General features: G+C 67.5%; 21 protein-coding genes and 1 pseudogene. 13 read left to right on the top strand and 9 right to left on the bottom strand.

Annotated elements, in window-relative coordinates:
- Nucleotides 1-23: 23 nt before the first annotated feature.
- On the top strand, nt 24-1,160 hold the full coding sequence (dapE, locus tag H7692_RS10660; protein WP_227340150.1) for a succinyl-diaminopimelate desuccinylase: 1,137 nt from the start codon (nt 24-26) through the stop codon (nt 1,158-1,160).
- 227 nt (nt 1,161-1,387) lie between these two features.
- Here dapE and H7692_RS10655 read toward each other — a convergent pair whose 3' ends face one another.
- From H7692_RS10655 to H7692_RS10645, 3 genes are read right to left on the bottom strand one after another with little or no spacing between them, the layout of a single operon-like run.
- Nucleotides 1,388-1,957 carry a Smr/MutS family protein gene (locus tag H7692_RS10655; protein WP_227340149.1) on the bottom strand — a complete coding sequence of 190 codons (570 nt, stop codon included), beginning with the start codon at nt 1,955-1,957 and terminating at the stop codon, nt 1,388-1,390.
- A gap of 10 nt (nt 1,958-1,967) precedes the next feature.
- Nucleotides 1,968-3,317, bottom strand: a complete 1,350-nt coding sequence (locus H7692_RS10650; RefSeq protein WP_227340148.1) for a murein transglycosylase A — start codon at nt 3,315-3,317, stop codon at nt 1,968-1,970.
- A 5-nt stretch (nt 3,318-3,322) separates the two neighbouring features.
- The gene (locus H7692_RS10645) at nt 3,323-3,991 is read right to left on the bottom strand and encodes a Tim44/TimA family putative adaptor protein (protein ID WP_227340147.1); all 669 of its coding nucleotides are present in this window, start codon (nt 3,989-3,991) and stop codon (nt 3,323-3,325) included.
- Nucleotides 3,992-4,239: 248 nt separating this feature from the next.
- Here H7692_RS10645 and secB point away from each other — a divergent pair, with 248 nt between their 5' ends.
- The 4 genes from secB to H7692_RS10625 all read left to right on the top strand — a co-directional run bounded on the left by secB (nt 4,240) and on the right by H7692_RS10625 (nt 8,202).
- Complete coding sequence (gene secB, locus H7692_RS10640) at nt 4,240-4,755, top strand: protein-export chaperone SecB (protein WP_222136831.1); 516 nt, start codon at nt 4,240-4,242, stop codon at nt 4,753-4,755.
- A 27-nt stretch (nt 4,756-4,782) separates the two neighbouring features.
- Nucleotides 4,783-6,360 carry a murein biosynthesis integral membrane protein MurJ gene (gene murJ, locus H7692_RS10635; RefSeq protein ID WP_201928315.1) on the top strand — a complete coding sequence of 526 codons (1,578 nt, stop codon included), beginning with the start codon at nt 4,783-4,785 and terminating at the stop codon, nt 6,358-6,360.
- 22 nt (nt 6,361-6,382) lie between these two features.
- Entirely contained in the window at nt 6,383-7,381 is a 999-nt protein-coding gene (gene trpS, locus H7692_RS10630) for a tryptophan--tRNA ligase (protein WP_227340146.1), read from the top strand.
- Between the two features lie 134 nt (nt 7,382-7,515).
- On the top strand, nt 7,516-8,202 hold the full coding sequence (locus tag H7692_RS10625; protein ID WP_390881111.1) for a DUF4136 domain-containing protein: 687 nt from the start codon (nt 7,516-7,518) through the stop codon (nt 8,200-8,202).
- A gap of 89 nt (nt 8,203-8,291) precedes the next feature.
- Here the strand turns inward: H7692_RS10625 and dnaA are convergent, their stop codons facing one another.
- The 3 genes from dnaA to mutM form a co-directional block, all read right to left on the bottom strand.
- On the bottom strand, nt 8,292-9,647 hold the full coding sequence (gene dnaA, locus H7692_RS10620) for a chromosomal replication initiator protein DnaA (protein ID WP_201928318.1): 1,356 nt from the start codon (nt 9,645-9,647) through the stop codon (nt 8,292-8,294).
- 488 nt (nt 9,648-10,135) lie between these two features.
- Entirely contained in the window at nt 10,136-10,399 is a 264-nt protein-coding gene (gene rpsT / locus H7692_RS10615; protein ID WP_201928319.1) for a 30S ribosomal protein S20, read from the bottom strand.
- A 395-nt stretch (nt 10,400-10,794) separates the two neighbouring features.
- Nucleotides 10,795-11,607, bottom strand: coding sequence for a bifunctional DNA-formamidopyrimidine glycosylase/DNA-(apurinic or apyrimidinic site) lyase (mutM, locus tag H7692_RS10610; RefSeq protein ID WP_222136823.1), 813 nt, complete (start codon nt 11,605-11,607; stop codon nt 10,795-10,797).
- A 91-nt stretch (nt 11,608-11,698) separates the two neighbouring features.
- Between mutM and H7692_RS10605 the strand changes: the two genes are divergently transcribed.
- The 8 genes and pseudogenes from H7692_RS10605 to H7692_RS10570 all read left to right on the top strand — a co-directional run bounded on the left by H7692_RS10605 (nt 11,699) and on the right by H7692_RS10570 (nt 19,315).
- Nucleotides 11,699-12,436, top strand: a complete 738-nt coding sequence (locus tag H7692_RS10605; RefSeq protein ID WP_201928320.1) for a class I SAM-dependent methyltransferase — start codon at nt 11,699-11,701, stop codon at nt 12,434-12,436.
- 37 nt (nt 12,437-12,473) lie between these two features.
- Nucleotides 12,474-14,018 (top strand): 2-polyprenylphenol 6-hydroxylase, encoded by a 1,545-nt coding sequence (gene ubiB / locus H7692_RS10600; RefSeq protein WP_222136821.1) that lies wholly within the window; start codon nt 12,474-12,476, stop codon nt 14,016-14,018.
- Between the two features lie 101 nt (nt 14,019-14,119).
- Complete coding sequence (locus tag H7692_RS10595; RefSeq protein ID WP_227340145.1) at nt 14,120-15,247, top strand: glycosyltransferase; 1,128 nt, start codon at nt 14,120-14,122, stop codon at nt 15,245-15,247.
- The gene (locus tag H7692_RS10590; RefSeq protein ID WP_227340144.1) at nt 15,235-16,356 is read left to right on the top strand and encodes a hypothetical protein; all 1,122 of its coding nucleotides are present in this window, start codon (nt 15,235-15,237) and stop codon (nt 16,354-16,356) included. Before H7692_RS10595 ends, H7692_RS10590 begins: the two co-directional genes overlap by 13 nt.
- A 68-nt stretch (nt 16,357-16,424) precedes the next feature.
- Nucleotides 16,425-17,687, top strand: coding sequence for a bifunctional phosphopantothenoylcysteine decarboxylase/phosphopantothenate--cysteine ligase CoaBC (gene coaBC / locus H7692_RS10585; protein ID WP_222136815.1), 1,263 nt, complete (start codon nt 16,425-16,427; stop codon nt 17,685-17,687).
- Nucleotides 17,650-18,111 (top strand): annotated as a pseudogene (gene dut / locus H7692_RS10580) (dUTP diphosphatase); the annotation flags it as partial. The gene coaBC and the pseudogene dut, both read left to right, overlap by 38 nt.
- A 101-nt stretch (nt 18,112-18,212) precedes the next feature.
- Nucleotides 18,213-18,962 carry a HesA/MoeB/ThiF family protein gene (locus H7692_RS10575; RefSeq protein ID WP_227340143.1) on the top strand — a complete coding sequence of 250 codons (750 nt, stop codon included), beginning with the start codon at nt 18,213-18,215 and terminating at the stop codon, nt 18,960-18,962.
- On the top strand, nt 18,950-19,315 hold the full coding sequence (locus H7692_RS10570) for a DsrE family protein (RefSeq protein ID WP_227340142.1): 366 nt from the start codon (nt 18,950-18,952) through the stop codon (nt 19,313-19,315). Before H7692_RS10575 ends, H7692_RS10570 begins: the two co-directional genes overlap by 13 nt.
- Before the next feature lie 148 nt (nt 19,316-19,463).
- Here H7692_RS10570 and H7692_RS10565 read toward each other — a convergent pair whose 3' ends face one another.
- The 3 genes from H7692_RS10565 to H7692_RS10555 all read right to left on the bottom strand — a co-directional run bounded on the left by H7692_RS10565 (nt 19,464) and on the right by H7692_RS10555 (nt 23,904).
- Entirely contained in the window at nt 19,464-20,186 is a 723-nt protein-coding gene (locus tag H7692_RS10565) for a class I SAM-dependent methyltransferase (RefSeq protein WP_227340141.1), read from the bottom strand.
- On the bottom strand, nt 20,186-21,313 hold the full coding sequence (gene prfB / locus H7692_RS10560; protein ID WP_222136811.1) for a peptide chain release factor 2: 1,128 nt from the start codon (nt 21,311-21,313) through the stop codon (nt 20,186-20,188). The genes H7692_RS10565 and prfB overlap by 1 nt, the downstream gene beginning before the upstream one ends.
- Nucleotides 21,314-21,387: 74 nt before the next feature.
- On the bottom strand, nt 21,388-23,904 hold the full coding sequence (locus tag H7692_RS10555; RefSeq protein ID WP_222136810.1) for a transglycosylase domain-containing protein: 2,517 nt from the start codon (nt 23,902-23,904) through the stop codon (nt 21,388-21,390).
- Nucleotides 23,905-23,956 lie beyond the last annotated feature (52 nt).

The following is a 23,956-nucleotide window of genomic DNA, read 5'->3' as shown; positions in this document are numbered from 1 at the left end:
ATGCGAACGGGTATGGAGGCGCGATGACCCACGCTATCGACCCCGTGAACCTCGCCAGGGCGCTGATCGCCGCGCCGTCCATCACCCCGGCGACGGGCGCGGTGTTCGATGTGCTCGAAGAAGCGCTCGTCCCGCTCGGATTCACCGTCGAGCGTTTCATCGACGGGATCGAGCCCGACGGGCCGGTCGAAAATCTGCTCGCGGTGCGCAAGGGCAAGGGGCCGCGCCATTTCGGCTTTGCCGGGCACCTCGACGTCGTGCCGCCGGGCGTCGGCTGGACCGGCGACGCCTTTGTCCCCGAAGTGCGCGGCGACCTGCTCTATGGGCGCGGCGCGGTCGACATGAAGGGAGCGATTGCCGCCTTTGTCGCCGCCGTCGCCGCGACGCCCACCGAGTGCGGCACGGTCAGCCTGATCATCACCGGCGACGAGGAAGGCGCGGCGATTTTCGGGACGCGCGCGCTGATGGAGCATATGGACGCGCGCGGCATTCGCCCCGACATGATCGTCGTCGGCGAGCCGACATCGGTCAACCGGCTGGGCGACATGGTGAAGATCGGCCGCCGCGGTTCGGTCAACATCTGGATCGACGTGCCGGGGACGCAGGGGCATGTCGCCTATCCGCACCTTGCCGACAATCCGATCCCCAAGCTCGTCAAGATATTGGCCGCGATCGACGCGGTCAGCCTCGACGCCGGGACCGACTGGTTCCAGCCGTCGAACATCGAATTCACCGATATCGAGGTCGGCAACGGCGCAACCAACGTCATCCCCGCATCGGCGCGCGCGCGGCTGTCGATCCGCTTCAACGACCGCCACAGCGGCGCCGAGCTGATCGCGATGGTCGAACGGCTTGCGCACGATGTCGAACCGCGCGCGAAGGTGATGGGCAAGATTTCGGGCGAAGCCTTCCTCACCCCGCCGGGCGAGCTGTCGAGCCTCGTCGCCGAGGCGATCCACGCCGAAACCGACGTCGTCGCCGAAATGTCGACGAGCGGCGGCACCTCCGACGCGCGCTTCCTCCACGCGCTGTGCCCGGTGGTCGAATTCGGGCTGACCAATGCGACGATGCACAAGCTGGACGAGGCGGTTGCGGTCGAGGATCTGCACACGCTCACCGCCATCTATCGCGGGGTGCTGATGCGGGCGCTGGTGGACTGAATTGGTCTCACGCGAAGGCGCAACGATGCGAAGAAGAAAATTCTCACACAAAGACACAAAGATGGCACGCTTTGGCGTACCGTCGCCCGTCGCCGCAGGCGATTGTTAATAAGCGCTTCGCGCAAAGTTGAAGTAACGGTGCGCGCGAAACCCGCCCTCTTTGTGTCTTTGTGTGAGACTCTTTTGCTATCTCTTCGCGACTTTGCGCCTTTGCGTGAGCTAATCCGTCAATCGCGCGCGCGGCGGAGAATCAGATAGACCGCGCCCGCGCCGCCGTGGCTGATATGCGCGGGCCGCAGCGCGACGATGCTGCCGGCGTGCGGCGAAACGGCGAGCCAGTCGGGCAGCGCGGCGCGGATCGCCCCGCGCGGGCGCGGCAGCCCGTGCATCTGCGGCAACCGGTCGGCGCCGGGGCGCAGCCGTCCCGCAACGACGAGGAGCACGCGCGCGCCGCGCAGCAGCGCGATCCCGATCGTCTCGTCGAGCAGCGCCTGCGCCGAGGCGAGGCTGTGGCCGTGGAGGTCGATGCTCATGTCGGGGCGGACGAGTCCCTTGCGCAACCGCCGGTCCCAATGGCTGTCGAGCGTCGCCGCCTGATGCGTGCGGCGCGGCGGCGGCAGCGGCGCGGGAGGGCGCGCGGCGGGCCGGGCGTGGCCCTTTGGCAAGGATGTGGGCGGACGCACCGTCGGCGGCGCGGCAGGTTCGAGCGGTGAAGGCTGCGGCTTCGCGAGCGGCTCGACCGTCGCGGCGACCTTTTTCCAGAGCGCCGCTTCGTCGGGGGCGAGGCGCCGCGGCACGGCGCGCGCCTCAGCGCGCCGCGGTGAGGCGCGCGACGCTCGCGCGCGGCAGCAGGATCAGCGCCGAACCGCGCGCCGCCATGCCCCCCGCGATCGCGCGTGCCTGGTCGCCCGCGCCCCAGAAGCTGTCGAAGCGGTTCGCGCCCTTGATCGCGCCGCCGGTGTCCTGCGCAATCCACAATCCGTTCGGTTCGGCGCGGTCGAGCGAGAGAAAGACGGGGGCGCCGAGCGGGACATATTTGGGATCGGCGGCGACGCTGGCGCGGCCCGTCACCGGAACGCCGAGCGCGCCAAGCGGGCCGGGTCCGGTGAGTTCGCGGAAAAAGACCCAACTGGGATTTTCGTTCATCACCGCCGCGCCGCGCACGGGGTCGGCGCGCAGATAGTCGAGAATGCCCTGCATCGACGCCTGCCCGCGCTGAAGCTCGCCGCGGTCGAGTAGCAGCTTGCCGATACCGACATAATCGCGGCCGTTCTGCGTGTCGTAGCCGATGCGCATGATCTGGCCGTCGGGAAGCCGCAGCCGTCCCGATCCCTGGATCTGCAGGAAGAAGAATTCGGCGGCGTCGGCGGCCCAGGCGATTTCGAGTCCGCGCCCCGCGAGCGCGCCGGCCTCGATCGCCGCACGGTCGTGATAGCGCGCGAATTTCTGTCCGTCGACGCGGCCGCGGATACGGCGCCCCTTGAGGTCGTCGGCAAATTCGCCGAGGTCGATTTCGACCAGATCGGGCGGACGGCGATAGATGGGAACGTCATAACCCGGCGCGCGCGTGCGCGATCCGGCGATTTCGGGCTCGTAATAGCCGGTGACGAAGGCGGTGCCCGCGCCGACCTGCACCGTGCCGAAATAGCGGCTGAAGAAGTTCGACGCGTCGCGGTCGGGCCAGCCGGTCGCCGCGGCGCAGCTTTCGGTCCACTCGCCCGCCTGCGTCAGCCCGCTGGCATCGGTGCGGCGCTGCACCGAGGGGCAGCTCAGACGGAAGGCCTTTAGCGCGGCGGTCGCCTGTTCAGCCGAGACGCCAAGCTCGTTATATTCGGGACCGGCGATCACGCCGCTCTGCGCCGCAGTCGCCGCGTCGGCGGGCACGGGCGCCGCTGCGAGCGGTGGTTTCGGCGTCGCGGGGATGGGAGTTGCCGCAACGCTGCCGCTTTCGGACGGGCGCGGTTGATAGGGACGCGGCGCGGCCGTGGGCGCCGGTGTCGGCGCGGGCGCGGGCGCGGGCGTCGCCGCCGGTCCGCCGGGGCGCGGCGCGGTTTCGGGGATCACCGACGCACAGCCCGCGAGCAGCGGGAGGGCCAGCAGGAAAGCGAGTCGCGTGCGGCGCGCGCGATGCGCTGCGCCTGTCGCCGTGCCGCGCATCGGCGTCAGGCGGATTCGGCTTCGTCGAGCAGCCAGTTGGGATCGCTGCTCCCGATCTGGCGGCGGAAGGTCCAAAGATCGTCGGTCGGCGCGGCGTCGCTCATCGATCCGCCGATAAGCTTGCCGTCGGCGTCGCGCGTCACCGCGCTGATATCGGCCTGGTAACGCACGGTGATGCGCGCTTCCTTGCGGCCGACGTCGACCGCGGTGATCTTTGCCGAATTGATGCCGACGAGCCGGTTTTCGAGCGTTTCGCCGCTTTTTTCGCGGGCATCGATCGCGGCGGCGAAGGCTTCGTAGCTGTCGTCGTCGCACAGGTCGCGCAGCGTTTCGCGGTCGCCCGCCCAAAAAGCCTCGAGAATCATGCGATAGGCCGCCTCGGCGCCCTCCATGAAGCGCCCGGCATCGAAATCGCGGTCGGTCGCGAGCAGTTCGCGCAGCCCGATTTCGGCCGCGGGCTCGTAAACGAGCCCCGACGCGTCGGGCGCGGGCGTTGCCGATGCTGCGAGCGTGTCGCCATCGTCGACGCGGCGCGGCGCGGGTGCGGCGCGCTCGTCGCGACGCGGCAGCACCGGCTCCTGCTCGTGCCCCGTGCGCTTGCCGAGCACAGAATAGAGCCGCATGCCGAGGAAGGCGGCAATCATGGCAAGCAGGACGATCGTAAAGGCTGTCACAGATTTTTGTCCAATTAGGGCGGTGGAGAATAGCATAATACATAGGCGATGCACCGCCATGTTTCAAATCTCCTTGGCGCGGGGCGTCCGGCCGGTCAACGATTCGCCGCCGCGGCCCCGGCACGCCCCGCCCCATTGTGCTTGGCGCCCGCCGCTGCTAAGCGCCGCGGCAACCGTCCACCGCGTCTCCCGCACGGGCGAGCGGCAGGGACTTTTCCCGTCATTCAAGCGAACGAAAGCATCACATCATGGCCGACGAGACCAGCGCCGACATCAATCCCGCCCCGCAGCCCAATGGCGAAGACAATGGCCCGGCCATCGGCCTGATCTCGCAATATGTGAAGGATCTGTCGTTCGAGAACCCGAACGCCCCGGCCGTCTATCAGTGGCAGTCGGCACCGCAGATCGACGTCCAGTTCAACATCGGCGCCGACGGCGTCGGCGAAAATCTGTTCGAGGTCACGCTGAAAATCGACGTCACGTCGAAGCTCGACGAAGGCACCGCCTTTGTCATCGAGCTGCAATATGCTGGCCTTTTCGGCGTCCGCAACGTCCCCGACGACCAGCTTCAGCCCTTCTTCCTCGCCGAAGCGCCGCGCATCCTCTTCCCCTTCGCGCGCCGCGTCGTCGCCGACGCCGTGCGCGACGGCGGTTTCCCGCCGCTGCTGCTCGAACCGATCGATTTCCACGGCCTGTTCATGCAGCAGTTGCAGGAACGCAATGCGGCGGAAGGCGAAATGCCGGCCCCGGTTGGCGAAGCCTAAGCCCGTCACGAAGGGCAGGCTCGCGACATGAGCAGCCTGATCAAAAGCGTCGGCACGATCGGCGGGCTCACGATGGTGAGCCGCCTGTTCGGGTTCGTGCGCGACATGCTGCTGTCGCGCATCCTTGGCGCCGGCGGCGTCGCCGATGCCTGGCAGCTCGCTTTCCAGCTTCCCAATATCTTCCGGCGCCTGTTCGCCGAAGGCGCCTTTGCCGCCGCCTTCGTCCCGCTGTTCAACCAGCGCATGACGAAGGAGGGCGACGCGAGCGAGGCGCGGCGCTTCGCCGAATCGGTGCTCGCGGTGCTGATTCCGATCCTGATCGTCTTTTCGGCGCTGCTGCTTGTCGTCATGCCGTGGGTGATGGGGCTGTTCGCGAGCGACCGGCTGGAGGGCGACCCGCCGATGTTCGGCCATGCCGTGCTGATGGCGCGCATCGCCTTTCCCTATCTTGCCTTCATGAGCGTCGCGACCTTGTTCGCCGCGATCCTCAACAGCCTGTCGCGCTTCGCCGCCGCCGCCGCGGCGCCGATCATGCTCAACATCTGCCTGATTGCGGCGCTGCTGCTCGGCATGGTGCAGGGCGACGGCAGCGAGGCGGCGCGCACCGCGACGGGACTGTACCTCGCCATCGCGGTCACGCTGTCGGGGCTGTTCCAGCTTGGCTGGCTGTTCTTCTGGGTGCGTCGCGCGGGCTTTGCCCCGGCGCTGCGCCGTCCGCGGATGACCGCGGGGGTGCGCGAGATGGGGGTGCTGATCCTTCCCGCCGTGTTCGGCGCGGGAATCTATCAGATCAGCCGCTTCATCGACCTGTTCTTCATCGCGACGCTGCCCGACAAGAGCATCACCTATCTCGCGATGGCCGACCGGCTCAACCAGCTTCCGCTTGGCATTATCGGCATCGCGCTCGGCACCGCGATCCTCCCCGCACTCTCGCGCTTCATCGCGGCGAGCGACGATGACGGTGCGGCGCGCCTGCAGAGCAATGCGGTCGAGCTTGCGATGCTGCTCACCGTACCGGCCGCCGTCGCGCTGTTCGTCGCGGGACCGGCGATCACCAGCGCCTTTTACGTCGGCGGCAATTACAGCGTCGCCGACGGGCTGGCGACCGGCGCGGTCGTCGGCGGGCTCGTCGTCGGCCTTCCCGCCTATGTGCTGGTCAAGGTGCTCGTCCCCAATTTCTTCGCGCGCAAGGACACGCGCACGCCGGTGTGGACCGCGGGGGCGTCGCTGTTGCTCAACATCGCGCTCAACCTGCTGCTCATCCCGCGCTTCGGGATCGTCGGGCTCGCGCTCGCGGGATCAATCGCGGCGTGGAGCAATGTCGCGATGCTCTATACGATCCTGCACCGCAGCGGACGCTATCGCCTGTCGCCGCGCGTCGCGGGGCGGATCGTGCGGATCGTCGTCGCCGCCGCCGCCATGGCGATTGCCCTCCACTATCTGATCCCGCTCGCGGGCGATGCCTTCGTCGGCGGCGTGTTCGAACGAATCGCCGCGCTATCGGCGCTGGTGGCGGCGGGCGCGACGATATTCTTCGGTTGCGCCTTCCTTCTTGGCGTGGTCAATCGCGAAACCGTCGGCCAGCTGCGCCGGCGCCAACTCTGACAACTCTGACGGGAAAGATCATATGCGGACGCTATCGGGCATCCAGCCCACCGGAAATTTGCACCTCGGCAATTATCTGGGCGCGATCCGCAACTGGGTGCGGATGCAGGACGAGATGCCCGGCGAGAAGCTCTATTTCCTGGCCGACCTGCACGCGATCACCGTCTACAACGACCCCGCCGAACTGACCGCGAACACGCGCGAAATGGCGGCGGCGCTGATGGCGGCGGGGATCGACCCGGCAAAGGCGATCCTGTTCAACCAGGCGCGCGTTCCCGCGCACGCCGAGCTGGCGTGGCTGCTTTTCTGCACCGCGCGCATCGGCTGGCTCAACCGCATGACGCAGTTCAAGGAAAAGTCGGGCAAGAATCGCGAGGGCGCGAGCGTCGGGCTCTATGCCTATCCGGTGCTGCAGGCCGCCGACGTGCTCATCTATCAGACGACGCACGTCCCGGTCGGCGACGACCAGAAACAGCATCTCGAACTCGCGCGCGACATCGCGACCAAGTTCAACCTCGACACCGGGACCGAGACCTTCACCCTTCCCGAACCGACGATCCCGCCGACCGCGGCGCGGATCATGAGCCTGCGCGACGGCAGCGCGAAAATGTCGAAATCGGACCCGAGCGACATGAGCCGGATCAACCTGGTCGACGATGCCGACACGATCATGGCGAAAATCCGCAAGGCGAAGACCGACCCCGAACCGCTGCCGTCGGAGGCTCCGGGGCTCGACGGGCGGCCCGAGGCGAAGAATCTGGTGTCGATCTATGCCGCGATGGCCGACGAGAGCGTCGACGCCGTGCTCGCGCGCTTTGCGGGGCAGGGGTTCGGTGCGTTCAAGCCCGCGCTTGGCGAGCTGCTCGTCGAAACGCTGCGTCCGATCGCGACGCGGCTGACCGAACTCAAGGCCGATCCGGCGGCAATCGACGCCGCGCTCGAGGCAGGGGCGGCGCGTGCATCGGCGCTCGCGCGGCCGACGCTCGACGCGGCTTATGCCGCGCTCGGGCTCTGCCGCTAAGCCGCCGCGGCGCCACGGCGAACTTGTCGCGAACAAAAGTGCGACGAAGCGGGTTCAACCAAGGTTAAGTCGCTGTGGTATAGTCATGCTATAGAAAGCGCCCATATGGTGCACCCGAATCACGGAGCATGACGATGAGCAACAAGATTTCCCGGCGACTGGGCCTCTCCGCCATAGCGGCGGCAGCCCTCGCGCTCGCAGGCTGCGCGACGCCCTTCAAGGCCGATGTCGCGCGCTTCCAGTCGCAGCTTCCCGCACCGCAGGGCCAGACCTTCGCGGTCGAGGCGAGCAATCCCGCGCTCGAAGGCGGGATTGAGTTTGGGCGGTATGCCAATATTGTCGCCAGCGAACTGACGCAATTCGGCTATCGCCCCGTCGCGCCCGGCGAAAGCCCCGACCTGCTCGTCCGCATGGACTATGGCGTCGACAAGGGCCGCGAGAAGGTCGTGTCGAGCCCCGGCTTCGGCGATCCCTGGTATCGCGGCTGGGGTCCGGGCTATTATCGCCCCGTCGTCGTGCGCGGTCCGGGCGGACGCCGCTATGTCTATGGCTATCGCGACCCCTTCCTGTGGGGCGGGTTCGGTCCGGGCTGGGGCTATAACGACGTCAGCAGCTACACCGTCTATACGAGCGGACTGAAGCTGCAGATCGACCGCACCGCCGACGGTGCGCGGCTGTTCGAAGGACAGGCCGAGGCGCAGTCGCGCGACAACAACCTCCAGACGCTGGTGCCGAACCTCGTCGAAGCGATGTTCACGGGCTTCCCCGGCAATTCGGGCGAGCGCGTGCGGATCACCGTCGCACCGCCCGAAAAGGGCTAGGGTCAGGACCCTAGGCACGAGGTTTCGTCACCAACAAAAAGGCCCGGTCTCCGCAAGGACACCGGGCCTTTTCGCTGTGGTGCGACCCATCAACTGTTGAGGCTGCGCCGGATGGCGGCGATCTCGGCATCGAGTTCGCTGTCGGCGACGCGCAGCGCCTCGACCGTCCGCACGGCATGGATCACCGTCGAATGGTCGCGCCCGCCAAAACGGCGTCCGATCTCGGGATAGGAGCGCGGCGTCAGCTCCTTCGCCAGATACATGGCGACCTGCCGCGGGCGGGCGATCGCGCGGACGCGGCGCTTCGACGACATTTCGGACTTGTCGAGCCGGTAGTGCGCGCACACCGCGCGCTGGATCTCGTCGATCGTGATGCGCGGGCGCGCGCTGCGGACATTTTCGGCGAGCCGGTCTTCGGCAAGCGTCAGGTCGATCGGCGTTCCGGTGAGCGCGGCATAGGCGAGCAGCTTGTTGAGCGCGCCTTCGAGTTCGCGGATATTGCGCGTGAAATGCTTGACCAGCCACGCGACGACCGCGTCGGGCACCTCGATCATCGGCATCGCGGCGAGCCGCTGGCGGATGATGCGTTCGCGCAGGCCGTCTTCGGGCGCCTCGATATCGGCGACGAGCCCGCCCGACAACCGCGACAACAGCCGTGCCTCGACCCCGTCGAGCATCGCGGGCGGGCGGTCGGCGGTGACGACGAGGCGCTTGCCCGAGCACATCAGGTCGTCGATCGTGTGGAGCAATTCCTCCTGCGTCGAATTCTTGCCGATCACGAACTGCAGATCGTCGAGCAGCAGCAGGTCGGCGGCGCGCAGCCGCGCCTTGAACGCCATCATGTCGCCGCCGCGCATCGCGCTGACGAATTCGAGCATGAATTTTTCGGCCGACATCAGGATGATCGCCGCGCCCGGATAGGTCGCGGCATAATCCTGCGCGATCGCCTGCAACAGGTGCGTCTTGCCCTGCCCGGTGCCCGAACAGAGGTAAAGCGGGTTGAACTGCGGCGCCTCGGCCATCGCCATCCGCCGCGCGGCATTGGCGGCAAGGATATTGCTGCGCGCGACGACGAAGCGTTCGAAGGTCAGCCGGCGATCGAAGCCCGCGAGCACGACGGGTGCGGTCGGCGCGTCGGCGATGACCGGAAGCTCCGGCGTCGTCAGCGCCGCGGCGCGTTCGGCGGCCGCCGCGCCGCCGCGCACCGTAACGCTGCGCACGGCGGGAAGATGGTGCCGCCACGCCAGCGCGAGGCGCTCGCCGAATCGCTCGTTGATCCAGTTGGCCGAAAAGCGGCTGGCGGTCTCGAGCGTCACCACGCCCGACAGGGTGCAGAAGTCGGCAAAGCGGACGGGCTTCAGCCAATGGTCGAAGGTGCGCGCGCCAAGGTCACGGCGCAGTCCTTCGGCAACGCGGGGCCAGAGTGTCACGGCATCGCTGCTCACATCCACATCCCGCGCGTCAAAGTCATGCCGATCCCCGTCCCTCTTCACGCGATGCCGCCCCCTCTCGTCCCCCGTCCCGGACGCCTCGCGCGGCCGCTGCACGCCGAATCCCCGCTTCGGCAGGGCGCAAGCGTCCTGTCCCGGGCAAAGCGCCCGAAAAAGCGTGAAACATGTCGATGTGGCGGCCGCCAGCGAAGGCCGACGACACCCTTGTCTAGTCAGACCGGGCCGAGTCGATCAAGACCGGTTGATGTAAAAATATTGAAATAAAAATCTTGACTCGTCGCGGCCCGCAGAAACCCGCGCTACTGCACTTTAGTTGTTGTTTTTAAACATTTTTATTGTGACAGTAATGTTGCCAGAAAACGAATCGCGAGAAATCCGCGACTTACCGCGTTGCAATGTAATTGCCATCGTAGAGTCACAAAAAAGAACCCGCCGGCTCGAAGCGCGGCGGGTTCTTTTGTGCCCTTTCGGGACGGAGCGATTTAGGCGATCGCGTTCACGCTTTTCGTCAGGCGCGAGTATTTGCGCGCGACGGTGTTCTTGTGAAGCACGCCCTTCGCGACGCCGCGCGCCATTTCGGGCTGTGCGGCCTTGAGCGCTGCAGCGGCAGCGTCCTTGTCGCCCGCGGCGACCGCGGCTTCGACCTTCTTGACCAGCGTGCGGATGCGCGAGACGCGATTCTTGTTCACGACGGTGCGCGCCGTGTTGCGGCGGATGCGCTTCTTTGCCTGCGGCGTATTGGCCATAAGTTCCTCAAATATCCAATCGGTTCAACGGTCGGAGCACAGCCGAAAGCGGAGCAGCCGAATCGCGCGCGGGCGGCGAATCAATGTCCGGATACGGCCGGTTCCGGAAGACCGGACCCTGCTCGAAGGGTGGGCCCATAGCCAGCATGCGGGTGAAGGTCAATGGTTTTCGGCCGATCCATGCGGGAAATGCAGGCTTTGCGGGGCGGGCCTCGAAGAACAGCGCAGGGTTCCCCTCCCGCAGGCGGGAGGGGCCGGGGGTGGGCCAGCAGCGGTGCTATTGCCCACCCCGCTGCGACTAACGAACGAGGTTCGCAAGTCTCGCTGCCCCTCCCGCCTGCGGGAGGGGAGAAAGTGCCGCCTTCCGATTTCCAGCTTTGGTTTCCCCGCCACTTTCAGCGCTGGCATTTGGGGCAATGAAAGGTCGAGCGCCCCGACTGCACGGTCCGCCGGATCGTCCCGCCGCATTGGCACGCCGCGCCTTCGCGGCCATAGACGCGCCAATCCTTCGCGAAATAGCCGAGGTCGCCCTCGGGACCGAGGAAGTCGCGCAGCGTCGATCCGCCCGCGGCAATCGCCGCCACCAGCACCTCCTTGATCGCGGGAACGAGCGCGGCAATCTTTGCCTTCGGGACGTCGGCGGCGGCGCGCAGCGGCGAGATGCGCGCCATGTTGAGCGCCTCGCACACATAGATGTTGCCGAGCCCCGCGACGACCGTCTGGTCGAGCAGCAACGCCTTCACCGGCGCCTTTCGCCCCGCAAGCGCGCGCGCGAGACAGCCGGCGTCGAATGCGTCCGACAGCGGCTCGGGGCCGAGCGTCACGAAGGCCGGAAAGGCCCTCAGCGGGTCGCCGCTGACGAGGTCGACCGACCCGAAGCGCCGGGGATCGTGGAGGAAAAGCCGGTGTCCGGCCGCGGTTTCGAGCAGCAGATGGTCGTGCTTTCCCGCCTCGCCGCCCTCGGTGCGCCAGCGCCCCGACATGCCGAGATGGAAGATCAGATGGTCGTCGCGATCGGTCGACACGATGCCATATTTGGCGCGCCGCGACAGCCGCGTGACCGCCGCGCCGGTCAGCCGTTGCGCCAGATCGACGGGAAAGGGCCGCCGCAGGTCGGGGCGAAAGGTCGTCACCGTCACCAGCCGCTGCCCCTCCAGAAAGGGAGCGAGACCGCGCACGGTGGTTTCGACTTCGGGAAGCTCGGGCATTTGCGCGGCGGTAACTGGCATTTGCCTGCGCCACAAGCCTTGGCTAAAGGCGCATATCCACTTCCGCACATCGTCCCGAAGGCGCCCCTCGATGCCCACCCCCGATACCGTCAGTTTCGGCTATGACCAGGTCCCCGCAGGCCGCAAGACCGCAATGGTCGGCGAGGTGTTCAGCCGCGTCGCGCGCAAGTATGACATCATGAACGACGCGATGTCGGGCGGGATGCACCGGCTGTGGAAGGACCGCTTCGTCCGGCGCGTCAAGCCGCGTGAGGGCGAGGCGATCCTCGACATGGCGGGCGGCACCGGCGACATCGCCTTTCGCATGGAGCCATCGGGCGCAAGCATCACCGTCGCCGACATCAACCCCGACATGCTCGCCGTCGGCATGGACCGCGCGGCGCAGCGCGGCATCGACAGCCTCGTCTGGAGCGAGCAGAATGCCGAGCGGCTGAGCTTTCCCGACCGCTTTTTCGACGCCTATACGATCGCCTTCGGCATCCGAAACGTCACCGACATCCCCGCCGCGCTGGCCGAGGCGCACCGCGTGCTCCGCTTTGGCGGCCGCTTTTTCTGCCTCGAGTTTTCGACCAACGAATGGCCCGGATTTGCGCAGGTTTATGACGCCTATTCGCATCATGTCGTCCCCAGGCTCGGCAAGCTCATTGCACAGGACGAGGACAGCTATCGCTATCTGATCGAATCGATCCGCCGCTTTCCGCCGATGCCCCAGTTCGCGCAGATGATCCGCGACGCGGGCTTTACCGCGGTGAAGGCCGAACCGATCATGGGCGGGCTGGTCGCGATCCACAGCGGGTGGAAGGCGTGAACGACCTGACACACCTGAAGGGGAGGGGCTTTCAGATATGACCCGCCCCGTCACCCATATTTTCCGGCTGCTGAAATGGGGCCGCATCCTCGCACGCCACGGCGCGCTGCGCGGGATCGAGAGCGCGCCGGCAACGCCGATGGGGGTCAAGCGGCTGTGCCGCCTCGCGCGGTTCGGCACGATCCAGCCCAAATATCCGGACTATGCCGCCGCCTTTCAGGCGATCGGCCCCGCCGCGGTGAAACTCGGCCAGACGCTCGCGACGCGGCCCGACCTTGTCGGCGAAGAGGCGGTGCGCAACCTGCTCACCTTGCAGGACGCGCTGCCCCCCGTCGCCTTCGAGCGTATCCGCGCCGAGATCGAGCAGACGTTCGAGGCGCCGCTCGAACACCTCTATGCCGAATTCGACCCCGAGCCGGTCGGGTCGGCGTCGATCGCGCAGGTTCACCGCGCGGTGACGACCGACGGGCGCAAGGTCGCGGTCAAGGTGCGCCGTCCCGGCATCGACAAGCAGTTCGCGCGCGACATCGAAACCTATGAATGGGCGGCCGCGCATCTCGAGGCGTTTGGCGGCGAAGCGGCGCGGCTGCGCCCGCGGCAGGTGATCGCCAACTTCCGGCGCTGGACGCTGCGCGAGCTTGATCTTCGGCGCGAGGCGGCGTCGGCGTCGGAGCTTGCCGACGCGATGGCGGCCGAGCCGACCTATGAAGTCCCCGCGATCGACTGGGACCGCACCGCAAGCCGCGTGATGACGCAAAGCTGGATCGACGGGGTCAAGATTTCGCACCGCGACAAGCTGGTCGCGGCGGGGCACGACATGGAAGCGCTTGCCTCGAACCTCGTCCACGCCTTTTTGCGCCAGGCGATCGCCGAGGGCTTTTTCCACGCGGACATGCACCAGGGCAATCTGTTCGTGAAGGCCGACGGGACGATCGCCGCGGTCGATTTCGGCATCATGGGGCGGATCAACCGCAAGGCGCGCTTCTGGCTCGCCGAGATCCTCTATGGCCTGACCACGGGCAATTACCGCCGCGTCGCCGAAATCCATTTCGAGGCGCAATATGTGCCCGATTATCACAGCGTCGAGGAGTTCGCGACGGCGCTGCGCGCGGTCGGCGAGCCAATGCGCGGCAAGCCGGTGAGCGAGCTCAGCGTCGGCCAGATGCTCGACGGGCTGTTCGCGATCACGCGCGATTTCGACATGCAGACGCAGCCGCACCTGCTGCTGCTGCAAAAGACGATGGTGATGGTCGAGGGCGTCGCGACGATGCTCAACCCCCAGATCAACATGTGGGACGTGTCGGGCCCGTTCGTGAAGAACTGGATCCGCGACGAGCTTGGCCCCGAAGCCGCGCTCGCCGACGGCCTCCGCGAGCAGGCGGGGACGCTCGCGCTGATCCCCGACATCATCCGTCGCCTCGACGAGCAATTGCCGCGCAAGGGCGCCGCGCCGCCGAGCCCGCCGCTCCCCGAAATCCCGCTGATGTGGGAAAGCGGCGAGCGGCGCGTCTGGTGGAGCTATGCGCTGGCGGCGGTGGCGGGCGCCATAGCGGGCGCGGGATTGCTGCACTGGCTCGGTTGAAGCTGCGCTGCCGCGGCCATAGTTACCGAACATTTACCTTGTTTCTCTAGCCATTGCTCTCGACCGAACCGGACGCCTTTGTCCGGGCAGACCGAGGCAATATGCGCCACGACACCCTCGCCTCCCCCGCGATTCTCGATACGTCCAGCCTGCCGCTCGAAGTGGCGGTCGTGGTGCCGACGCTCAACGAGGCCGCGAATGTCGAGCGGTTGATCGAAAGACTGTCGCTCGTCCTCGCGGGGCGCGGCTGGGAAGTGATCTTCGTCGATGACGATTCGGCCGACGGCACGAGCGATCTCGTACGCCGCATCGGCCGCACGTCGCGGCACGTCCGCATCGTCCAGCGCGTCGGACGGCGCGGCCTGTCGTCGGCGGTGGTCGAAGGCATGCTCGCGACCGCAGCGCCGATCATCGCGGTGATGGACGGCGATCTGCAGCACAGCGAGGAAGCGCTGCCCAATCTGATCGCAGCGATCGAGGGGGGCGACGCCGATATCGCCGTCGGCACGCGCTATATGGCGGGAGGCGGCATCGGCGACTGGGACGAAGGGCGGGCACGGATGAGCCGTTTCGCGACGCGCGCCGGGCAGCTCGCGCTCGGCACCCATGTCAGCGACCCGATGAGCGGCTTTTTCGCGATACGCCGCGAGGCGTTCGAGCGGGCATTGCCCCGGCTGTCCGCCATCGGCTTCAAGATCTTGCTCGACCTTCTGGCGTCGAGCCCCGAGCCGATGAAGGTGGCCGAAATCCCCTATCGGTTTCGCACGCGCGAGGCAGGCGAAAGCAAGCTCGGTGCGCGGGCGATCGCCGACTATGCCGAACTGATCGCCGACAAGACGATCGGACGTTTCGTCCCCGTCCGGCTGATCAAGTTCCTGATGGTCGGCGGACTCGGCGTCTTCGTCCACCTGGCGGTGCTGCGCAGCGTGCTCGGCGCGGGAAGCGGCTTCGTCGCCGCGCAGACTGCTGCTGTGATGACCGCCATCGCCTTCAACTTCTTCCTCAACAACAGCTTCACCTATGCCGACCGCAAGCTGAGAGGACGCGCTATCGTCGCGGGTTTGGCGAGCTTCTATGCAATTTCCGCGATCGGTGCGCTCGCCAACATCGGCATCGGCACGTGGGTCGCCGGGCAGCAGGAGCGCTGGTGGGTCGCCGGCGTTGCGGGCGTCCTCGTCGGCGCGATCTGGAATTTCGCCATGTCGGCGGCGCTGACATGGCGCAAATAGACCTCCCCCTCGCCCCGGCAAAACAGTGGAACCGGCTGTCGACCGCGCCGCGCCCGGTCGCCGCCCTGCTGCTCGCGATCCTCGCCGCACTGATGCTGCTGGGCGTCGCGGGCGGGCACAAGACGGTCAACCCCAATCTCGACGCGCCGCGAATCGCCCGGGCCGAAGGGATGATCGGCGACCACGCGCTTTATGTGAAAATCGTGCGGCGCATGGAAACCGGCACCCCCTATTATGAGGCCGCCGCTGCGGAGCATCGCGCCAACGGCTATCCGCTCCGTCCCTTTGCGGTGATGCGGCTGCCAACCCTCGCGACGATACTGGCGGCAATCGGTCTGCCCGCCGGCATTGCGCTCGCGAGCCTTCTCGCACTCGCGACGCTCTGGGCATGGCGTCGCCGCCTGACGAGCGACCCCGCGCTTCCGCCATATGGCCGATTTGCCGTCCTGCTGATCGCCGTCAATCTGGGCCAGGTGATGTCGGGCCAATGGGTGCTGATGCACGAAGTGATCGCCGGCGTGCTGGTCGCGCTTGCGCTCGCCATTCACCGGCCAGAGCGTCCGTGGGGCGCGATGGCGATAGTCGCAGCCGCGCTCGCGATTCGGGAAACGATACTGCCTGTCGCGGCTCTGTTCGGCCTGTTTGCGCTGATCGATCGCAACTGGCGCGCCGCGCTGGGCTGGAGTGCAATCGGCGTCGCATTTTTCGCCGGGCTGGCGCTCCACGCAAGCGCCGTTGCCGAAGTCGCGCGGGCATCGGACTGCGCCGGGGGTGGATGGCTCGCGCTCGGCGGTTGGAACAATTATCTGTCCTTTGTTCACAAGACTTCGATCCTGCGATTCATCGCGCCCTATTGGCTGACGGCGCTGCTTGTCCCGCTCGCGCTTCTCGGCTGGCTCGCGTGGCGCGGCCGCCTCGGCACCTTCGGCCTGTTGTTCCATCTTGGCTATGCGACGGCCTTCATGGTCTTTGCCCGCGTCGACAATGATTATTGGGGGATGCTGGTCGTTCCGACGCTGTTCGCGGGGCTGGTCTTTGCGCCAGCGGCCGTCGTCGCCCTGTGGCGCGCGCTGGCGCCGCCCCGGCTGGTCGCGCGGACCGCCGCCTGACCGAAACGCCACCTCGCTTGAACTGGGGGGCGCGGACGCATAACTAGGGCGAAAGGAGACCCCGACCGATGCCCGCCCCGCGTATATTGCTGATCATCGGTGGCGGCATCGCGGCCTATAAGAGCATCGAGCTTGTCCGCTTGCTTCGCAAATCGGGGCACGTCGTGCGCTGCGTGCTCACGCGCGCGGGCGAGCAGTTTGTGACGCCGTTGACGCTCGCTGCGCTCAGCGAGAACAAGGTCTATACCAGCCTCTTCGACCTGAAGGACGAGGTCGAGATGGGGCATATCCAGCTCAGCCGCGAGGCCGACCTGGTCGTCGTTGCGCCCGCGACCGCCGATCTGATGGCCAAGATGGCGGCGGGAATCGCCGACGATCTTGCAACGACGCTGCTCCTCGCGACCGACAAGCCGGTGCTGGCCGCGCCCGCGATGAACGTCCGCATGTGGCTGCACCCCGCGACGCAGCGCAACGTCGCCACCTTGCGAGGCGACGGCGTCAGCGTGATGGAGCCCGACGAGGGCGAGATGGCGTGCGGCGAATATGGCCCCGGCCGCCTGCCCGAGCCCGAGGCGATCTTTGCCGCGATCAAGGCGGCGCTAGCGAGCGCGCCCGCGCCATCGCCGCTCACCGGCCAGCCCGATTTCGCGCCCGCGAACCACCGCCCGCTCCACGGCCGCCGCATCCTCGTCACCGCGGGGCCGACGCACGAGCCGATCGACCCGGTGCGCTACATCGCCAACCGGTCGAGCGGCAAGCAGGGCTTTGCCATCGCCGCCGCCGCCGCCGAAGCGGGCGCCGAAGTGCTGCTGATCGCCGGCCCCGTTGCGCTGCCGACCCCCGCGGGCGTGATCCGCGTCGATGTCGAGACCGCGGTCGAAATGGAAAGGGAGGTCGCCGCGGGGCTGCCGGTCGATGCGGCAATCATGGTCGCCGCGGTCGCCGACTGGCGCGCCGCCGACACGCGCGCGCAAAAGATCAAGAAGGACGGCAGCGGCGAGGTCCCCCCGCTCGCGCTTGCCGAGAACCCCGACATATTGGCGAGCGTCGCGAAAAGCGACCGCCGCCCGCCGCTGCTGATCGGCTTTGCCGCCGAGACCAACGATGTCGTCGCGCACGCCGAGGCCAAGCTTGCGCGCAAGGGATGCGACTGGATTGTCGCGAACGACGTCGCCGCCGACCCGATGGGGGGCGAGACGAACCGCGTACATATTGTTAGCAACGCGGGCGTAGAAAGCTGGGACCGGCTGCCCAAGCCGGCCGTCGCCCGCAAATTGATGGAAAAGATCGCCGATGCCCTCGAAACCCGCGCACCCATTGAAGCCGATTGAAATCGCCATCCAGCGCCTGCCCAACGGCGGCGGCCTGCCCCTGCCCGCTTATGCAAGCGACGGCGCGGCGGGGATGGACGTCGTCGCCGCCGAGACGCTGACGCTGCGCCCCGGCGCGCGTCACGCGGTCGCGACCGGCTTTGCGATGGCGATTCCGCCGGGTTATGAGGTGCAGGTGCGCCCGCGATCGGGGCTCGCGCTCAAGCATGGCATCACCTGCCTCAACACGCCGGGAACGATCGACAGCGACTATCGCGGCGAGGTGAAGGTGATCCTCGCCAACCTGTCCGACGACAATTTCGAGATCAAGCGCGGCGACCGGATCGCGCAGATCGTTCCCGCCCCGGTCCAGCGCGCCAGCTTCGCCGAAGTAGAGAGTCTTGACGAGACCGTGCGCGGTGCGGGCGGCTTCGGATCGACCGGTGTTGCGAGCGGCAGCGCCGAGGAAGAGGCAGAGGACGATAATATCCCCGACAATGTCGGCTCGCTGTCGGCGATCAAGACGCGCCGCCAGAACGACTGACCTTGCTCTCCGACGCCGAACTCGACCGCTATGCCCGCCAGATCATCCTGCCGCAGTTCGGCGGAGCGGGGCAGGCGAAGCTGAAAGCGGCGCACGTCGCCGTCATCGGCGCGGGCGGGATCGGCTGCCCGGCGATCACCTATCTCGCCGCTGCGGGGGTCGGCAGGCTGACGATCATCGACGATGACGTGGTCGAACTGTCCAACCTGCAGCGCCAGCCGCTGTTCACCGACGCCGATATCGGCCAATCGAAGGCAATCGTTGCCGCCGACGCGGCCCGGCGGATCAACCCGCATGTCGAGGCCGTTTCGATGGCCGAGCGGCTGGGCCCCGACAATGCCGCGACCTTGCTCGCCGGGGCGAGCCTGATCCTCGACGGCTGCGACAATTTCGCGACCCGGCTTGCGGTCAACCGCACCGCCGTCGCGCGGCGGATTCCGCTGCTCTCGGCGGCGATCGGGGCGTTCGAGGGGCAGGTGGCGCTCTACGAAGGCTGGCGCGGCGACAGCCCCTGCTATGCCTGTCTCGTCGGCGACGACCCCGACCGCCCCGGCATCAATTGCGCCGAGGCGGGGGTGATGGGCGCGCTCGCCGGGATGGTCGGCACGATGGCGGCGCTGGAAGCGGTGCGCGCGCTGACCGGCTGGGGCCGCGCGCTCACCGGCCGTCTGGCGATTGTCGACATGCTCGAACGGCGCTGGCGCGAAATTGCCGTCGCGAAAGACCCCGGGTGCCCCGCATGCAACGGCTAACGATCATCGTCGCAAGCGCCGACAGCGCACGGCTCTATGCCGCGCTTGAGGCTGCGATGGCGTGGGCGGCGCTCGGGCGGCGGGCGCGGATTTTCGCGCAGGGCGAGGCGGTGGCGCTGCTGCGCGCGCCGCTGGCGTTCGACGGCGACGCCGCGCGCCGCGCCGCGGGGCAGCTCGACCTTGCCGCGATGCTCGATGAGGCGGCGGCAATGGAGGTCGAACTCGTCGCCTGCCAGTCGGGGATGGCGCTCGCGGGACTGACGGCGCCCGACCTTCCGCCGCAGGTGAAGGCGGGGGGGCTGGTGAGCCTGTTTGCGGGTATCACGCCGGACGAACGGCTGATCGTCTATTGAAAGTCGCTCCTCTCCGTGCCGAAGGCAGGGGGAGGCGGCAGCGCGCAGCGCTGACGGAGGGGCTTAATGGCGCCGCGTCGCGGCCCCTCCACTACCGCTTCGCGGGCGGACCCCCTCCCATCGCTTCGCGTCAGGGAGGATCAATGGATCAGGGGTTCTTGCACACCTTGATGTCGTCCGGTTCGGGCCTTTGGCCATCGGGGACGAAGCGCGCGAGATAGCCGCCCGCATGCTGCTTGTCGTCATAGGAGACGAGCTTGTAGCCCACCGCCTCGAACTCGCAGACGAGCAGGCGGAACGGGGTGCCGTGCTCGGCGATCGGACGGTCGCCGTCGACGACGATCACCTGCCCGCCGGCGCGCAGCGCGGGACGCAGCCGCCAGAGGAAGGCATAGGGTTCCTCGATCTCGTGGTACATATGGACCATGAACACGCGGTCGAAGCTGTTCGACGGCAGCCGCGGATCGTCGACCGCGCCAAGCTTGAGCGACACATTGTCGAGCCGTTCGCGCGTCACGCGATCGGCGAGGCGGTCGATGACCTCGGGGATGATGTCCTGCGCGAGCACGCGTCCGCTGGCGCCGACGCGCGGCGCGAGGCGCACGGTATAATAGCCGTCGCCCGCGCCGATGTCCGCGACGGTCATGCCGGGGCGGACATCGGCCGAGTCCATCACATCCTCGGCCTCGTTGACGCGGTCGCGCGCTTCCTCGGTCGACCATTTTGTCGAGGTGATCGGCGCAACGGGCCGGTCGGCGGGCGGGAAATCGCGCGCGGTGTCGATACGGTCGCCGCCATCCTCCCACAGGCTATCGCACCCGCCGAGCAGCGGCAGCGCGACGAGCGCGGCGATCAGGACCGCGCGGCGCATCAGTCGATGTCCTCCACCTCGACCTTCTCGCCCGTCACCTTCTGCGACAGCGCCGCCGCCATGAACGGGTCGAGCGCGCCATCGAGCACGTCGCCGGGCGCGGTCGATGTGACGCCGGTGCGCAAATCCTTCACCAGCTGATAGGGCTGGAGGACGTAGGAGCGGATCTGGTGGCCCCAGCCGATCTCGGTCTTCGCCTGATATTCGCCCGATGCCTCGGCCTCGCGCTTTTGCAGCTCGGCTTCGTAGAGCCGCGCCTTGAGCATCCCCATCGCGGTCGCGCGGTTCTTGTGCTGCGAGCGGTCGTTCTGGCTCGCGACGACGATGCCCGTCGGGATGTGCGTGATGCGGACGGCCGAGTCGGTCGTGTTGACGTGCTGCCCGCCCGCGCCCGAGGCGCGATAGGTATCGATCTTGAGGTCGCTTTCGTTGACCTCGATATTGATGTCGTCGTCGATGACCGGATAGACCCAGACGCTCGAAAAGCTCGTGTGGCGCCGCGCCGAACTGTCATAGGGCGAGATGCGGACGAGCCGATGGACGCCGCTTTCGGTCTTGGCATAGCCATAGGCGTTTTCGCCCTTCACGAGCATCGTCGCCGATTTGATGCCCGCCTGTTCGCCCGCCTGATATTCGACGAGTTCGACCTTCATCCCGCGCTTTTCGGCCCAGCGCATATACATGCGCTGGAGCATCTCGGCCCAGTCCTGGCTTTCGGTGCCGCCCGCGCCCGCGTGAACCTCGACATAGCAGTCGTTGCCGTCGGCCTCGCCCGCGAGCAGCGCCTTGACCTTGTCCTCCTCGGCGCGCGCGGCGAGCGCGGCAAGGCTTGCCACCGCATCGTCGACGAGCGCCTCGTCGCCCTCCATCTCGGCCAGCTCGATGAGCTCGGCGGTGTCGGCCGCTTCCTGTTCGATCGCGCGGGTCGCGGTGATCGCCTCGTCGAGGCGGCGGCGTTCGCGCATCACCTCCTGCGCCGCCTTGGGATTGTCCCACAGCGTCGGGTCCTCGACCTTGGCGTTGAGCTCGTCGAGCCGTCGCACCGCGCGATCCCAATCGAGGAATCGCCGCAGCAGCGCGAGCGCCGCGCCAATCTTGTCCAAATGATCCTGCGCTTCGGCGCGCATGTCTGATGCTCCTGAAAAATATCCGTCATGCCCTTAGGCGCTCGCGCGCTTCAGGGAAAGGTGGCGGCGGGGGGTCAGATGATCCCGCCGCGATCCTCGAGAAACTCGCTGTCGGTCCGGCGGCCCGAATCCTGCCGCACCGGCGCATCCTGGCGGGGAGCGGGACGCGCGGGCTTGATCTCCTCTTCGCGAATCGTGCGGCGCGGTTCGCTTTCGGGCTTGAACGCCTCCCAGATAATCGACGCCTTGGGGTCCGACGTCGGCCAGCTGCCATAGACGCGGCGTCCCGACCGGCGATCGATCCGCACCATGCGCACGCCCTTGGGCGCAGCGAAGGGAATCGGCTGGCGGTCGGCGAGCGCCACGAGCGCGAAGTCCTTGAAGATCGGCGCGGCGAGGCTGCCGCCCTGCGCATAGCCGCCCATGCTGCGCGGCTGGTCGAAACCGATATAGACGCCGGCGATCACGTCGGGCGTGCCGCCGACGAACCAGACGTCGTTGGGCCCCGAGGTTGTCCCCGTCTTGCCGAAGAGCGGGATGCCGAGGTCGCGCAGCCGCACTGCGGTTCCGCGCTGGACGACGCCCTCGAGCATGTGAACGACCTGGTAGGCGGTCATCGGGTCCATCAGCTGCTCGCCCGACGGCGCAAAGCGCGGCATCGGCTTGCCGTCCCAATCCTTCATGTTGCAGCCGTCGCACGCGCGCCAGTTGCGCGGGAAGATCACCTTGCCGCGCCGGTCCTGCGCATAGTCGATCACCCGCGGCTTGAGTTCGCGGCCGTGGTTCGCGAGCATCGCATAGGCGTTGGTGATTTTTTCGACCGTCGTCGATCCGGCGCCGAGCGCGGTCGACAAATAGGGTTCATGCTCGCCGATCCCCATCGTCCTGATCGTTTCGACGACCGGCTCCATGCCGATCTGGCTCGCCGCGCGCACCGTCATCAGGTTGCGCGACTGTTCGAGGCCCCAGCGCATCGTATGTTCGCCGCTGCCGCCCGCACCGCCGAAGTTGCGGAAGCATTTGTTGCCGAAGCGCGCGCCCTGATAGACACAGAAGCTGCCGTCGACGATCATCGTCGCGGGGGTCATGCCGTTGTCGAGCGCGGCGGCGTAAACAAAGGGCTTGATCGTCGAGCCGGGCTGGCGCTCGGCCTGCGTCGCGCGGTTGAACGGCGACAAGCGCACGTCGAACCCGCCCTGCATCGCATAGATGCGGCCCGAATGCGGGCTTTCGACCACCATGCCGCCCGACACCTCGGGAATATTCTTGAGTGCATAGCTGCCGCCGCCGGTCGCCTTCACGGCGATCAGGTCGCCGGGGCGCAGCGCGTCGAACGCGCTCCCGCCGGTCTTGCGATAGCGCATCGACGCGGCGCTCGCGGGGAGGCGCCCCGTCTCACCGTTCGAAAAGCCGATGCGCGCCTCGCCCGCCGATTTGGAGACTACCGCGGCGATCCGCCACCCGTCATAGTCGATGCCGATAAAGCTCGAAGCAAGGCGGCTCGCCCATTGGTCGTCGGCCTCGATCGTCGCGATCGGCCCCGACCAGCCCTTGCCCGCGTCATAACGGATGAGCCCGCGGCGCAGCGCGCGCGTCGTCGCGTCCTGCATCTTGGTATCATAGGGCGTGCGCACCCACAGCCCGCCGGCATAGACGCTGAGCGGGCCGTCCTCGGCGGTTTCGCCGAACTCGGCGATCAGCTGGCGCCGCACCTCTTCCATATAATAGCCGCCGACCTGCGCGACCGCGCGGTTGCCGCTCTCGCTGAGGCCGAGCGGCATCGCGCGCGCGGCGTCGCGCTGCGCGGCGGTAATCCAGCCATTATTCTCCATCGATCCGAGCACGAAATTGCGCCGCGCGACCGCATCGTCTTCGAACCGCGCGCGACCGTAGCGCTCGGGCGCTTTGGGCAGGATCGCGAGGAACGCCATTTCGTGAAGGTCGAGCTCGTCGACATCCTTGTCGAAATAGGCGCGCGCCGCCGCCTGGACGCCGAAGGCACGGCGTCCGAGCGGGATTTCGTTGAGGTAGAGCTCGAGAATCTGCTCCTTGGTCAGCGCATCCTCGATCCGCATCGCAAGGATCGCCTCGCGGATCTTGCGGCGATAGCTGAGCTCGTTGGTCAACAGCAGGTTCTTCGCGACCTGCTGCGTGATCGTCGATGCGCCGACCGGACGTCCGCTGTTGGTCAAATTGGTGACGATCGCGGACGCAATGCCCGGATAATCGATCCCGCCATGCTCGAAAAAGGTCTTGTCCTCGGCAGCGAGGAAGGCGCGGACGAGCAGCGGCGGATATTCGCTGTACGCAAGCTGGACGCGCCGCTCGCGCGCATAGCTGTGGACGGGCTTGCCCTCGGCATCGCGCACCATCGTCGGCAGCGGCGGCTCATAGTCGCGCAACTGGTCGACCGACGGCAGGTCGCGCGCGAAAACCGCCCAGATCAGCAGCAGCCCCGCGAGCCCGGCGAGCGCCAGATAGCCGAGCCAGCGGAACCAGCGCCGCGTCCACATCTCGCGCAGCCAGTCGGCGACGGCGCTCGTGTCGCGGCGGATGCGCATGCGAAAATGGGACAAAGTGTCTTCGGCCATATTGCCAAGCCTCTAGAGCCTGTGCCGCCGAAAGGGAAGCGCGGTTGCGGCA

This window comes from Sphingopyxis sp. P8 (genome assembly GCF_020622175.1).
Classification (GTDB): domain Bacteria; phylum Pseudomonadota; class Alphaproteobacteria; order Sphingomonadales; family Sphingomonadaceae; genus Sphingopyxis; species Sphingopyxis jiangsuensis.
Note: the sequence above shows the minus strand (reverse complement) of the source record. Positions and strands in the feature narration are given on the sequence as shown.

Coding starts and splice junctions, on each gene's coding strand:
- dapE (WP_227340150.1), top strand. CDS start 24: ATGACCCACGCTATCGACCCCGTGAACCTCGCCAGGGCGCTGATCGCC.
- H7692_RS10650 (WP_227340148.1), bottom strand. CDS start 3,317: ATGCGCGGCACGGCGACAGGCGCAGCGCATCGCGCGCGCCGCACGCGA.
- secB (WP_222136831.1), top strand. CDS start 4,240: ATGGCCGACGAGACCAGCGCCGACATCAATCCCGCCCCGCAGCCCAAT.
- murJ (WP_201928315.1), top strand. CDS start 4,783: ATGAGCAGCCTGATCAAAAGCGTCGGCACGATCGGCGGGCTCACGATG.
- trpS (WP_227340146.1), top strand. CDS start 6,383: ATGCGGACGCTATCGGGCATCCAGCCCACCGGAAATTTGCACCTCGGC.
- H7692_RS10625 (WP_390881111.1), top strand. CDS start 7,516: ATGAGCAACAAGATTTCCCGGCGACTGGGCCTCTCCGCCATAGCGGCG.
- rpsT (WP_201928319.1), bottom strand. CDS start 10,399: ATGGCCAATACGCCGCAGGCAAAGAAGCGCATCCGCCGCAACACGGCG.
- mutM (WP_222136823.1), bottom strand. CDS start 11,607: ATGCCCGAGCTTCCCGAAGTCGAAACCACCGTGCGCGGTCTCGCTCCC.
- H7692_RS10605 (WP_201928320.1), top strand. CDS start 11,699: ATGCCCACCCCCGATACCGTCAGTTTCGGCTATGACCAGGTCCCCGCA.
- ubiB (WP_222136821.1), top strand. CDS start 12,474: ATGACCCGCCCCGTCACCCATATTTTCCGGCTGCTGAAATGGGGCCGC.
- H7692_RS10595 (WP_227340145.1), top strand. CDS start 14,120: ATGCGCCACGACACCCTCGCCTCCCCCGCGATTCTCGATACGTCCAGC.
- H7692_RS10590 (WP_227340144.1), top strand. CDS start 15,235: ATGGCGCAAATAGACCTCCCCCTCGCCCCGGCAAAACAGTGGAACCGG.
- coaBC (WP_222136815.1), top strand. CDS start 16,425: ATGCCCGCCCCGCGTATATTGCTGATCATCGGTGGCGGCATCGCGGCC.
- H7692_RS10570 (WP_227340142.1), top strand. CDS start 18,950: ATGCAACGGCTAACGATCATCGTCGCAAGCGCCGACAGCGCACGGCTC.
- H7692_RS10565 (WP_227340141.1), bottom strand. CDS start 20,186: ATGCGCCGCGCGGTCCTGATCGCCGCGCTCGTCGCGCTGCCGCTGCTC.
- prfB (WP_222136811.1), bottom strand. CDS start 21,313: ATGCGCGCCGAAGCGCAGGATCATTTGGACAAGATTGGCGCGGCGCTC.
- H7692_RS10555 (WP_222136810.1), bottom strand. CDS start 23,904: ATGGCCGAAGACACTTTGTCCCATTTTCGCATGCGCATCCGCCGCGAC.